The 12,075-nt window shown below is 68.5% G+C and carries 10 protein-coding genes; 6 read left to right on the top strand and 4 right to left on the bottom strand.

Annotated elements, in window-relative coordinates:
• Positions 1 to 12: 12 nt before the first annotated feature.
• Complete coding sequence (locus tag GVY39_RS15730; protein ID WP_159925033.1) at positions 13 to 1,326, top strand: citrate synthase; 1,314 nt, start codon at positions 13 to 15, stop codon at positions 1,324 to 1,326.
• 37 nt (positions 1,327 to 1,363) lie between these two features.
• Positions 1,364 to 1,723: an FKBP-type peptidyl-prolyl cis-trans isomerase gene (locus GVY39_RS15725; protein WP_159989324.1), complete on the top strand. Its 360-nt coding sequence runs from the start codon at positions 1,364 to 1,366 to the stop codon at positions 1,721 to 1,723.
• Positions 1,724 to 1,832: 109 nt separating this feature from the next.
• On the opposite strand, the gene GVY39_RS15720 is transcribed toward GVY39_RS15725, so the two are convergent.
• The 4 genes from GVY39_RS15720 to GVY39_RS15705 form a co-directional block, all read right to left on the bottom strand.
• Positions 1,833 to 3,206, bottom strand: a complete 1,374-nt coding sequence (locus GVY39_RS15720; RefSeq protein WP_159925020.1) for a sensor histidine kinase KdpD — start codon at positions 3,204 to 3,206, stop codon at positions 1,833 to 1,835.
• A complete protein-coding gene (locus tag GVY39_RS15715; RefSeq protein ID WP_159925018.1) occupies positions 3,203 to 3,916 on the bottom strand; it encodes a response regulator transcription factor in 714 nt (237 codons plus the stop codon). The genes GVY39_RS15720 and GVY39_RS15715 overlap by 4 nt, the downstream gene beginning before the upstream one ends.
• Positions 3,917 to 3,921: 5 nt before the next feature.
• Positions 3,922 to 4,308, bottom strand: coding sequence for a hemophore-related protein (locus GVY39_RS15710; protein WP_159925016.1), 387 nt, complete (start codon positions 4,306 to 4,308; stop codon positions 3,922 to 3,924).
• Positions 4,309 to 4,430: 122 nt separating this feature from the next.
• Positions 4,431 to 6,494 (bottom strand): AMP-binding protein, encoded by a 2,064-nt coding sequence (locus GVY39_RS15705; RefSeq protein ID WP_159925015.1) that lies wholly within the window; start codon positions 6,492 to 6,494, stop codon positions 4,431 to 4,433.
• Positions 6,495 to 6,813: 319 nt separating this feature from the next.
• Between GVY39_RS15705 and GVY39_RS15700 the strand changes: the two genes are divergently transcribed.
• The 4 genes from GVY39_RS15700 to GVY39_RS15685 are packed head-to-tail and all read left to right on the top strand — an operon-like array spanning position 6,814 to position 12,064.
• Positions 6,814 to 10,689, top strand: a complete 3,876-nt coding sequence (locus GVY39_RS15700) for a sensor histidine kinase (RefSeq protein WP_159925013.1) — start codon at positions 6,814 to 6,816, stop codon at positions 10,687 to 10,689.
• Entirely contained in the window at positions 10,686 to 11,099 is a 414-nt protein-coding gene (locus GVY39_RS15695) for a roadblock/LC7 domain-containing protein (protein ID WP_159925011.1), read from the top strand. Before GVY39_RS15700 ends, GVY39_RS15695 begins: the two co-directional genes overlap by 4 nt.
• A gap of 7 nt (positions 11,100 to 11,106) precedes the next feature.
• On the top strand, positions 11,107 to 11,481 hold the full coding sequence (locus GVY39_RS15690; protein ID WP_014981573.1) for a DUF742 domain-containing protein: 375 nt from the start codon (positions 11,107 to 11,109) through the stop codon (positions 11,479 to 11,481).
• Entirely contained in the window at positions 11,462 to 12,064 is a 603-nt protein-coding gene (locus tag GVY39_RS15685; protein ID WP_174186021.1) for an ATP/GTP-binding protein, read from the top strand. The genes GVY39_RS15690 and GVY39_RS15685 overlap by 20 nt, the downstream gene beginning before the upstream one ends.
• Positions 12,065 to 12,075 lie beyond the last annotated feature (11 nt).

The following is a 12,075-nucleotide window of genomic DNA, read 5'->3' as shown; positions in this document are numbered from 1 at the left end:
AGGGATCCTTCCGTGCCCGCTGAGAACATCATCAACGTCGACGACGACGCCAAGCCGGTTCTTTCCTATCCCGGCGGCGAGTTCCCGATGACGGTCACCAGGGCCGCCGAGGGCAACGACGGGATCGAGCTGGGAAAGCTGCTGGCCAGCACCGGGTACGTGACGTACGACCCGGGCTTCATGAACACCGCCCCGACCAAGTCGGCGATCACCTACATCGACGGTGAGGCGGGCATCCTGCGCTACCGCGGTTACCCGATCGACCAGCTCGCGGCGGCCTCGACCTTCATCGAGGTCAGCTACCTGCTGATCTACGGTGAGCTGCCCACCCAGGCCCAACTCGAGGACTTCACCGACCGCATCCGCAGGCACACCCTGCTGCACGAGGACCTGAAGCGGTTCTTCGACGGCTTCCCGCGCAACGCCCATCCGATGCCGGTGCTGTCCTCGGCCGTGAACGCGCTGTCGGCCTACTACCAGGATTCGCTGGACCCGCGCGACCCCGAACAGGTCGAGCTGTCCACCATCCGACTATTGGCCAAGTTGCCCACCATCGCGGCCTACTCGTACAAGAAGTCGGTCGGCCAGCCCTTCCTCTACCCGGACAACTCGCTGAGCCTGGTGGAGAACTTCCTGCGGATGACCTTCGGCTTCCCGGCCGAGCCCTACGAGGTCGACCCCGAGGTCGCCGCGGCCCTGGACATGCTGCTCATCCTGCACGCCGACCACGAGCAGAACTGCTCCACCTCGACCGTGCGCCTGGTCGGCTCCTCCGACGCCAACCTGTTCACCTCGGTCTCCGGCGGCATCAACGCGCTGTGGGGCCCGCTGCACGGCGGCGCGAACCAGGCCGTGCTGGAGATGCTCGACGGCATCAAGGCAGGCGGCAGCGACGTCAAGGAATTCATCCGCAAGGTCAAGAACAAGGAAGACGGGGTGAAGCTCATGGGCTTCGGTCACCGCGTCTACCGCAACTACGATCCGCGCGCCTCGATCGCCAAGAAGCACGCCGACGCCATCCTGAGCAAGCTCGGCGGCCACGACGAGCTGTTCGACATCGCCCAGGCCCTGGAAGAGGCCGCCCTCACCGACGACTACTTCATCGAGCGTCGCCTGTACCCGAACGTCGACTTCTACACCGGCGTCATCTACAAGGCGATGGGCTTCCCGACCCGCATGTTCACGGTGCTGTTCGCGATGGGCCGGCTCCCCGGCTGGATCGCGCACTGGCGCGAAATGCACAGCGAGCCCTTGAAGATCGGCCGTCCCCGGCAGATCTACACCGGCTACGGCGCCCGCGATTACCGCGAGATCAACAATCGTTGACGAAATCCATCCATCACCTACCGAAGGGAATAGCCGAATGACCAAACCGGAGATCGAGTTCCAAGCAGGGCCCGCGCCCACCGAGCTGGTGATCAAGGACATCATCGAAGGTTCGGGCAAGGAAGCCGTGCCCGGCGGCACCGTCGAGGTGCACTACGTGGGCGTCGAATTCGAATCCGGCGAAGAGTTCGATTCCTCCTGGAACCGCGGCGAGTCCATCACCTTCCCGCTGCGCGGCCTGATCCAGGGCTGGCAGGACGGCATCCCCGGCATGAAGGTCGGCGGCCGCCGTCAGCTGACCATCCCGCCGGAGCTGGCCTACGGTCCCGCGGGCGCCGGTCACAAGCTCTCGGGCAAGACGCTGGTCTTCGTGATCGACCTGCTGAACGCCAACTGATTTCGGCGGCGAGTGGCCCGTGTTCCGATCGGAACACGGGCCACTCGCCGTATATCGGCCCTCGGCGGACGATTTCGGCCGGATCGATACGGGATCGCGCGAGAGCCGTTCAGTTCGCCGACCGCTCGGGCAGGTCGAGGACCAGGCGAATTCCGCCCAGTTCGCCTGCGTCGAAATAGGCGCGGCCACCGTGTAGTTGGGCCTGCTGGGCGACCAAGGCGAGGCCGAGGCCGGAGCCGCCCTTGCTCGCCTGGCTGCCGCGGAAGAAGCGATCGAAGACGGCCTCGCGCTCCTCGGGCGGAATGCCGCGGCCGTTGTCGTCGATCGAGATCACGATGTGACCACCCGGCCGCCGGTGCGCGCAGACCAGAGCCTCGGTGGCCCCGCCGTGCTTGACCGAGTTGGCCAGCGCGTTGTCCACCGCCAGCCGCAGCCCGGCGGGCAGGCCGCGGGTGACGAGTTCGGCGTCGGAGTCGATGCGCACGGTGAGGCCCGGGAAATGCCGCATGGCGTCGTGCGCGGCCTGATCGCACAGGTCGCCGACGTCGGTGGCGACGTGGTCGCGCTCGTTGGTCAGGTCGCCGGTGGCGAGCCGTTCCAGCGCCGCTAGCGTGCTCTCCACCCGGCCCTGGCTGCGCTGCAGGTCATCGAGGATCTCCGCCCGTTGCGCCTCGTCGAGATCGAGGGTGCGCAGCACCTCGAGGTCGGTGCGCATCGCGGTCAGCGGCGTGCGCAGCTCGTGGGCGGACACGGCGGCGAAGTCGCGTGCGGTCTCCAGCGCGGCGGCGATCTGGGCTTGGGCCTGGTCCACCCGCTGCAACATGGTGTTCACCGCCTCGGCCAGTCTCTCCGACTCGTGCACACCGGCCCCCTCCACCGGCACCTGCGGATTGCGTGGATCGGGGAACGCGCTGCGTGCGCCGACCTGCCGGGTGAGGCGGACGATCGGACGCACCGCCGCGCCCGCGAGCAGCCAGCCCAGCGCCGCGGCGGCGGCGATGGACAGCAGAGCCCCGCCGAGCACCCACCGTTGCTGCTCCGCGGTTGCCTCGGCGGCGCCCGCGGCGGGAATGCCCAGGGAGACCACCCGGCCCGCGGGTTGATTCTCGGTAGTGGTCAGAATCCGATACGGAGTGCCGCCCACCGTGACGGTGCGCGAACCGATCCCCAGCGCGGGGAGTTCGGTGGCCGTGCTCGCGACGACCTCGCCGTTGTCCCGGACCGTGACCGCCATGTCGTTGTTGAGTCCGGTCAGGTTGATGAACTGGACCGCGATCTGCGGCTCGATCAAGACGATCCGCGCCGCGACGGCGAGCTGCTGATCGGACTGCTGCAAGTTGTTGCGCTCGATGGCACGGATACTGATCAGGCTGATCAACGTCACGATGACGATCGCGCCGGCGGCCGCCGCGCCCGCGACCCGGGTGCGCAGCGAAAACGACCGCCGCCGACGAATTGTCGGCGGCTGTGCGAATACGGTCATTTCGGCGCTCGGAGCACGAACCCCACGCCGCGGATCGTGTGCAGCAACCTGGGCGTGTCGTCCACCTCCAGTTTGCGGCGCAGGTAGCCGACGAAGACGTCCACCACGTTGGTGTCGGCGGCGAAGTCGTAGCCCCACACCAGTTCCAGCAGGCGCTCCCGGCTCAGCACCACGCCGACGTTGCGGGCCAGGATGGACAGCAGTTCGAATTCCCGCTTGGTCAGGTCGATCTCGCGACCGTGCAGCAGCGCGCGGTAGCCCGCGACGTCCACTTCGAGCGGGCCCACGGTGATCGCGCCCGGGGTCGCGGGGGCCGTCGCGTCGGACCGCCTGCGCAGCAGCGCCCGGATGCGTGCCACGAGTTCCTTCAGCACGAACGGTTTGACCAGGTAGTCGTCGGCGCCGGACTCCAGTCCCCAGATGCGGTCGTCCACCGACGCGCGGGCACTGAGCACACAGATCGGCACGTCGTTGCCCATCGCGCGCAACGCGGTGACCACGCCCGCGCCGTCGAGCACGGGCATGTTCATGTCCAGCACGATGGCGTCGGGCGCGCTCTCGGTGACGCTACGCAGCGCCTGCGCGCCGTCCCTGGCCACCTGGACGTGAAAGCCGGACAACCGCAGCCCGCGCTCGACCGAGGCGAGCACGTCCTCGTCGTCGTCGACGACGAGGACGGTGGGGGTCGGTGTCTCGGTCACGTCATCCATTTTGCCTAGTAGTTGTGGCAGGACTCGGCCACGATACGGATGGTGTCGCGCAACTGCGCGGTCCGCGGGTCGTTCTCCGCCTGGCGTGCGGCCTCGGGGTTCTGCTCGATGGCCCGCTGCAAGTCGGCTCGGCGCTGCTCGACCGGCTGATCGAACCTGCGCTGCAATTCGGCCTTCTGGTTCGGGTTGGCGTCGAGCATCGCGGCCAACTGCGGCGCCTTGTCGTGCAGTGCCGCGTCGACCTGGGCGAAGGAGCAGTTCGAGGTCAGCAGCGGCTCGGCGAGTTCCATCGGGCCCGCCGTGGCGATCGCGGGGCTCAGGAACAAGCCGAGCGTGGCGAATCCACCCGCTGCGAGAGCGGCTACGGCGGGACGGCCTGCGGAACGATTCATGATGTGTTGCCTCCAGATCATCGAGGGGTTTCGGGGCGGTCTCGAGGCTATTTCGAACAACTGGCAGCGATATGAACGTCCTCTGTGGAAACTCTGAGGACCGTGACCGGGCCGTGCGGAAATCAGGACGGCGCAACCGGATCCACGTCGGGTGCGACGACGTGGTCGGTGTTCTCGCTGTTGTCGTGCCCCGGTTCGCGCCCCTGCGGACGCGCCGCGCGGATCTGCTGCTCCAGCGCCGTGAGCACCCCCGGATCCTCGATGGTGGAAGGCACCTCGAACGTCTCACCGGAGGTGATCTGCCGGATGGTCTTGCGCAGGATCTTGCCGGACCTGGTCTTGGGCAGCGCCGTCACGATGATGGCGTCGTGGAGCGTGGCGATCGCGCCGACCTGGGTGCGCACGCGCTCGATCAGCTCGTCGCGCAGCCGGTCCGGATCGATGTCGACACCGGACTTGAGCACCACGTACGCCAGCGGGCGGTGCCCCTTGAGTTCGTCGGGCAACCCGATGACCGCGCATTCGGCCACCGCCTCGTGCCCCGCGATGGCCGCCTCGATGCTGCCCGCCGAGAGCCGGTGCCCGGCCATGTTGATCACGTCGTCGCTGCGGCCCAGGACGTACAGGTAGCCGTCCTCGTCGAAGTAGCCGGAGTCGCCGGTGAGGTAGTGGCCGGGATAGGCGGACAGGTAGGAGCGCTCGTAGCGGGCGTCGTCGCGCCAGAGCCCGGTGAGCGTGCCGGGCGGCAGCGGCAGGCCGATGACGATATTGCCCTCGGTGTTCGGGGCGACCGCGTTGCCCGAGGAGTCGAGCACGCGTAGTCGATAGCCCGGCACCGGCACCGAGGCCGAGCCCGGCTTGATCGGCAACTGCCGCAGGCCGAGCGGGTTCGCGCAGATCGGCCAGCCGGTCTCGGTCTGCCACCAGTGATCGACCACCGGGCAGTCCGAGCGGCCCGCGAGCAAGGTCTCCTCGGCCCAGGTGTAGGTGGCCGGGTCCAGGCGTTCGCCCGCGCAGAACAACGCGCGCAGCGAGGACAGGTCGTGGCGGTGGGCCAGCTCCGCGTCCGGGTCGGCCTTGCGGATGGCCCGCAGCGCGGTCGGCGCGGTGAACAGCACATCGACCTTGTGCCGGTCGATGACCCGCCAGTACGCGCTCGCGTCCGGCGTGCCGATCGGCTTGCCTTCGTACAGCAGCGTGGTGGCTCCCACCAGCAGCGGCGCGTAGACGATGTAGGAGTGACCGACCACCCAGCCCACGTCGGAAGCGGCCCACATCACGTTGCCCGCGTCGATGTCGTAGATGTTGCGCATGGACCAGGCGAGGGCGACCGCGTGGCCGCCGTTGTCCCGGACCACGCCCTTCGGCTTCCCGGTGGTGCCGGAGGTATAGAGGATGTAGAGCGGATCGGTCGCGGCGACCGACACCGGATCGGCCGGTGGCGCGTGCCGGACCGCGTCTTCCCAGTCCAGCCACTGCGCGGCCACGGTCGCGGCCGAACTCGGCAGGTATTCGGTCGCCGGCTGCGGGGCCGGGAAATGGATGGTGTCGAACTGGGGTCGCTGTTTGACGATCACCGTGCGCGGCGCGGTGGTCTCGGCGAGGTCCAGAGCCCGCAACACGATCGGCGGGTATTCGATCGTCTTGCCCGGTTCCAGGCCGCCGGAGGCTGTGATGATCAACACCGGCTCCGCGTCATCGATGCGGGCGGCCAGCTCCGGCGCGGCGAAGCCGCCGAACACCACCGAGTGGACCGCGCCGATGCGGGCGCAGGCCAGCATCGCGATCACCGCTTCGGGGATCATCGGCAGGTAGATCACCACGCGATCGCCCGCCGAGACGCCCAGCCGGACCATCGCCCCCGCGAACCGGGACACCTCCTCGAGCAGCTCGGCGTAGGTGTAGACCACAGTGGCGCCGGTCATAGCGGAGTCGTATATTAGTGCGGGCTGATCGGCGCGGCTGGGGGCATCGGGGGTGGTCGGGTGCACGTGCCGGTCGAGTGCGTTGAAGGAGGTGTTGAGGCGGGCGTCGGGAAACCACCTGGCCACCGGGCGGGCGCCGGTGTCGAGGATCTGAGTCGGTGCCACGTCCCAGTCGATCGCTTCGGCCGCGCCGGCCCAGAACTCGGCGGGATCCACCAAGCTGGTCTGATAGGCCGGTCGGTAATCCTGCCGCACGTTCAACCCCGTGACTCCCTAACCTCGCCTCGATGCCCGCCTCGATAGATCTGGTTGATTGTGGCAGACTTCACGCGACGCCCGGGTGGGTGCCGCGACCTCTGGTTTTGCCTGGAATCGGCAGGTCAATGATCGCGACATCACGCCCCGTCACCCAAGAAGTTATTGATCCGTTAGAATCTGATGTCACTTATTTGGGCCGTCGTAGACGCAATTTCTCGGCCAGCCGCAGCTCTCGGCCAGCTCCACCTGTCGAGCCAAGCACGCGATGTGGAGGTTCGGTTGATGGCGCGTGGTAGAGGCCAGTTTGGAAAGTGAGTGGGAGATGCGTGACGCCGCTAGGTCTGGCAGTAGCCGCTGGGCGCTCGGCAACTGGGACCTGCGCTGGAAGGTGACGGCGGTGCTCGCCGTGCCTCTGGCGGTCGCGGTCGGGCTCGGCGTGTCCAGGATCTCCTCGGAGTTCGCGGAATCGAACCGGCTCGCCGACATCGCCGAGAACATCTCCGCCATCCCGGTGGTCACCGGGCTCAGCGCGCAGACCGCGACCACTGCGAGTTCGCAGATGGTCACGCTCGCGCCGAACACGTCCATCGTGACCGATCAGAACCTGGCGGATCTGGACAAGGCGATCGCCAACGCGGAGAAGTCGATCGACAGGTTGAGCAGCGTGCCGGGTGCGCGCGCCTCGTTGGAGAGCATGCTCAATCAGGCCAAAGCCGTCCGCGCCCAAGGGAAAGGCGCCTCCGTCGGTCCAGCCTCGGATACCCTCGCGTTGATCGACCGCGTCCGCAACGACAGCGTGAATATCGTCGAAACCACGGTCGGCCAGGTCAGCGACAGCGGGGTCGACGCGGCCAAACTGCGGCTGGTCGACTCGCTCAACACCCGTGCCGCGCTGGTCAACGTGGTCGCCTCCTTCCCGGAGGTGCTGCGCTCCCAGCAGGCCGGCGTGCAGAGCTTCCTCATCGCGTCCAGCACAGAGCGTGCGCTGCTCAACGTGGTCGCGCACCGCTTTCCCGACGGCGACACCTCGATCGCCGATCTGCGGGCGGGCATCGATACCAGGGTCGCGCTACTGAACAGCCCGCAAGTTCAGGCCGGCCAGCTCCCGATCGGTGACCTGAAAAAGTCGCTGACCGACAGCCTTGCGGTCTACGAGCACGTCGTCGGCAAGTCGACCAAGGACATCGACGCCGCGATGCAATCGCTGGTGTCCACGGCCCAGCGCGACGCGTGGACCTACACCGCGGTCGTCATCGCGACCATCCTCGCCGCCCTCCTGCTCGCCGTCTTCGTCGCCCGCTCGATGATCGTCCCGCTGCACCGGCTGCGTCTGGCCGCGCTGCGCGTGGCCGAGAGCGATCTGCCGCACGAGGTCGCCCAGCTCCGCAACGGCGCCTCGCCGGAGGAAGTGCCGCTGGAGCCGATGCCGGTGCGCAGCACCGAGGAGATCGGCCAGCTGGCCCGCGCGGTCGACGACATCCACGGCCAGGCGCTGCGCCTGGCGAGCGACCAGGCGAAGATGCGTTCGCAGGTCAACGACATGTTCGAGACCTTGGCGCGGCGGTCCAAGTCGCTCGTCGACCATCAGCTCACCCTCATCGAGGCGATGGAGTACGACGAGAAGGACCCGCGCCTGCTGGAGAACCTGTTCCGGCTGGACCATCTCGCCGCACGTATGCGCCGTAACGGCGACAACCTGCTGATTCTCGCGGGCACCAGGCAGCGCCGCGCCAAGTCCGCCCCGGTCGAGATCGCCGACGTGCTGCGCGCCGCGATCTCCGAGGTCGAGGACTACGAGCGCGTGAAGCTCGGCGCCACGCCGCGCGGTTCGCTGAAGGAGCCCGCCGCCTCCGACCTCGCGCATCTGTTCGCCGAGTTGCTGGACAACGCGCTGCGCGCCTCGCCGCCGGAGACCGACGTCAAGTTCACTTTCGCGCAGGCGCACGACCAGGGCCTGCTCATCGAGGTGGCCGACCGCGGCATCGGTATGCCGCCCGCCGAGATGGCCGACATCAACCGCCGGTTGGAGCAGACCGCCGAACCGGGTCCGGACACGGCCCGCCACATGGGTCTGTTCGTCGTCGGCAGGCTCGCCGAGCGGCACGGTCTGACCGTGCGGTTGCGCCCGACCTTCGACACCGCGCGCGATCCCGGCGTGACGGTGACCGTGCACGTGCCGGTCGGACTGATCGTCGCGGGCAAGCCGAGCGCGGGGCAGCCCGTCACCCCGCAGCCTTCGCCGCAGGCCGCCGCACCGCAGCGTCCGTCGGCGCCGTCCTCCATGCAGATGCGGGCCGTCACGCGGACTCCTGGGGGCAATGTCATGGTCACCGTCGATCCCGGGGTGAGCGGCCCCATCCCGGCCGCGAGCTCCACGCCCACGGCCACACCCACTGCCTCGCCCAGCGGTCCGGTCCCCACCGGTCCCGGCGGGCTGCCGCAACGGCAGCCGGGTTCGGCGATGCCTTCGTCCGGCATGCGCTCGGACGCCCAGCAGCAGAGTGCGAGTCTGCGGCCCGCGCCGGGTCAGCAGGCGCCCAGCGGTCCGCAGCGCGGCAAGCTCGCCGCGGCCAACCTGCCCAAGCGCACGCTGAACCCCGGCGGTCCGCCGCCGCGCCAGCCCGGTGGCCCCGCGGAGCAGCCCGGTGCGGGCCTGCCGCCGCGCGAGCCGACATCCGGCGAACTGCCGGTGCGTCAGCCGGGCGCCAACGGGGTGCCGCAGCCGAGCACCGGCCTGCCGCAGCGCCAGCCGGGCGCGAACGGCGCGCCGTCGCGGGACGCGTCGAGCGGTTTGCCTCAGCGTGAGTCGGCTTCCGGTGGTTTGCCGCAGCGTGATCCGGCGAGTGGTTTGCCGCAGCGGGACTCCGCGAGTGGTTTGCCGCAGCGTTCGTCGGCTTCCGGTGGTCTGCCGCAGCGTGATCCGGCGAGTGGTCTGCCGCAGCGCGACACCGGTCTGAGCGGTCTGCCGCAGCGTGAGTCGGCTTCCGGTGGTCTGCCGCAGCGTGATCCGGCGAGTGGTCTGCCGCAGCGGGAGACCGGTCTGAGCGGTCTGCCGCAGCGGGACTCCGCGAGTGGTCTGCCGCAGCGTGAGTCCGCCTCGGGTGGCCTGCCCCAGCGGGAGCCGGGCATGACGGGCCTGCCCCAGCGTGAGCCCGGTTCCACGGGACTACCTCCGCGTGAGCCCGGTCCCACCGGCCTACCCCAGCGGCAGCCGGGTTCGAACGGTGTGCCGCAGCGTGAGTCGGCAGCGGGTGATCTGCCGCGACGTGAGTCCGCCTCTGGTGGTCTGCCGCAGCGTGAGCCGGGTGTCACCGGCCTGCCGCCGCGTCAGCCGGCGCCGAACCTACCGCAGCGCGACGCGGCGCCCGGCGGTCTGCCGCAGCGTGAACCGAGTAACGGCCTGCCACAGCGGGATTCCGGTGCCCACCGTCTCCCGCAACGCGAGTCCGCCAACGGCTTGCCGCAGCGGGAGCCGGGCTCAGGAGCACTGCCCGCCGTCAACGGCCTCCCGCAACGAGACGCGTCCCCGAGCGGTCTGCCGCAGCGTGAGCCGGGCGCGGTGCACGGCCTGCCGCAGCGTCCGCCCGCGCCGTCGGGCCCGCCGCAGCGTGAGAGCGGACTGACCGGCCTGCCGCAGCGGCAGCCGGGCGCACAGGCGCCGCAGCGCCAGCCGGTGCCGCCGGGTATCGCGCTGCCGCAACGGGACCGCGGTGGCCAGCACGCCGCGAGCGAAGATCAGCCCGCCACCGCGTCGGGCCGTGATCCCGGCAAGCACAGCTTCCGGTCGAACCCGGCCAAGACGGCGTCGTTCTTCCAGACCAGGCTGCAACCCGCCGACGAGCCGGGGGCGTCTATGGGAGGAACGCCGATCTTCGCCGAGATGATGTCGGCGTGGCTGTCGGATCCCAACGCGGACCGGTCGCAGGTGGCCGCCTCCTTCGAATCGCCGGGTGACGAAGGGTGGCAAGCGGCTCGCCGCGCCAGCGAGGCGCAGACCGAGACGAAAACGGCGGCCGGCTTGCCGCAACGCAATCCGGGCGGAAGGCTTGTCCCCGGCGGCGTGACCGGTGCGGCGGACCGGGCGCCGCGCCGCGACCCAGAAACGATCAGGTCCAGCTTGAGTCGTCACCAGCAGGGCGTCCGGGATGGCCGCGCAATGAGAGCAATGAACCTAACCGGAGATAAAGGAGACCGATGAACCCCGATCTAGGTGGTACGAATCGTCAGCTGGATTGGCTGGTTTCGAACTTTGCCAACGAGGTTCCTGGCGTAGCCCATGCCGTCCTGGTCTCGGCTGACGGCCTACTCATGGCCGCGAGTGCCCAGCTGCCCGTCGACCGCGCCGAGCAGCTGTCGGCCGTTACGGCTGGTCTGGCCAGCCTGTCAGTCGGAGTGTCGAACCTGTTCGAGGGTGGCACCGTGCTGCAGTCCGTCGTCGAGATGGAGCACGGTTACCTGCTACTCATGGCTGTCGGCGACGGTTCCTATCTCGCGGTGCTGACCAACACTTCGTGTGACATCGGTCAGGTCGGTTACGAGATGGCTCTGTTGGTCGAGCGTGTTGGCCAGCCTGTTCAGGCCACACCACGCGTCACGATGGGTTCCTGATGGTGGGATGGACATAGAAGATCACCGCGTGGGGAGCGCCGAGCCGAGCCTCGTCCGCCCATACTCGCTGACCGCAGGCCGTACCAGGCCCGCGGTCGAGTTGGCGTTGGAGGCCCTCGTCGCATCGCATCCGGTCGCCCTGGAGCGGCAGTTCGAACTGACCAACATCGAGACGTCAATCGTGGAGTTGTGCAGAGAATCGCCGTCCGTTGCCGAGGTGGCAGCCCGATTGGGTATCCCTATCGGGGTGGCACGTGTGCTCGTGGCCGATTTGATCGAGGCCGGGCACGTGCGCGTATCGGCGACTTTGAAAGACGATTCCAGCGACGATGAGCGTCGCGAGCTGATCGAAAGGGTTCTCAGTGGACTCCGGCGTATTTGATTCGACGGCGCAGGTCGACACTCGTACCAGCAAGCCAACATCGGCGAAGATCGTGGTCGCGGGTGGCTTCGGTGTCGGTAAGACCACGTTGGTCGGTGCTGTCTCGGAGATTGTTCCGCTGCGCACCGAGGCATTGGTGACCAATGCGAGCGCCGGGATCGACAACCTGACCGGTATTCCGATGAAGTCGACCACCACCGTGGCGATGGACTTCGGCCGGATCAGTCTCGCCGACGATTTGGTGTTGTACCTGTTCGGCACGCCTGGTCAGTATCGATTCTGGTTCATGTGGGACGACCTGATCCGCGGTGCCATCGGCGCCGTGGTGCTGGTCGACACCCGCAGGCTGGAGGACAGCTTCGCGGCCGTCGACTATTTCGAAGCGCGCGGCCTGCCTTTCCTGGTGGCGCTCAACGAATTCGACGATGCGCCGCGATACCCGATCGAGGACATCCGGCAGGCGCTCGCGGTGCCTGCCGATGTGCCGATCCTGTCCATCGATGCCCGTCGTCGTGAGCCGGCCAAGCAGGCCCTGGTCGCGCTCACCGAGTACGCGCTACGCAAGGTGATGCAGGGCTACTGAGTGTTCGCGTG

The sequence above is a fragment of the Nocardia sp. CY15 genome, from assembly GCF_009829295.1.
In the GTDB taxonomy this organism is placed as follows: domain Bacteria; phylum Actinomycetota; class Actinomycetes; order Mycobacteriales; family Mycobacteriaceae; genus Nocardia; species Nocardia sputi.
Note: the sequence above shows the minus strand (reverse complement) of the source record. Positions and strands in the feature narration are given on the sequence as shown.

What these genes read in the sequence shown, in the direction of transcription:
- GVY39_RS15725 (WP_159989324.1), top strand. Translation starts at nt 1,364, where the DNA reads ATGACCAAACCGGAGATCGAGTTCCAAGCAGGGCCCGCGCCCACCGAG.
- GVY39_RS15720 (WP_159925020.1), bottom strand. Translation starts at nt 3,206, where the DNA reads ATGACCGTATTCGCACAGCCGCCGACAATTCGTCGGCGGCGGTCGTTT.
- GVY39_RS15715 (WP_159925018.1), bottom strand. Translation starts at nt 3,916, where the DNA reads ATGGATGACGTGACCGAGACACCGACCCCCACCGTCCTCGTCGTCGAC.
- GVY39_RS15710 (WP_159925016.1), bottom strand. Translation starts at nt 4,308, where the DNA reads ATGAATCGTTCCGCAGGCCGTCCCGCCGTAGCCGCTCTCGCAGCGGGT.
- GVY39_RS15700 (WP_159925013.1), top strand. Translation starts at nt 6,814, where the DNA reads ATGCGTGACGCCGCTAGGTCTGGCAGTAGCCGCTGGGCGCTCGGCAAC.
- GVY39_RS15695 (WP_159925011.1), top strand. Translation starts at nt 10,686, where the DNA reads ATGAACCCCGATCTAGGTGGTACGAATCGTCAGCTGGATTGGCTGGTT.
- GVY39_RS15690 (WP_014981573.1), top strand. Translation starts at nt 11,107, where the DNA reads ATGGACATAGAAGATCACCGCGTGGGGAGCGCCGAGCCGAGCCTCGTC.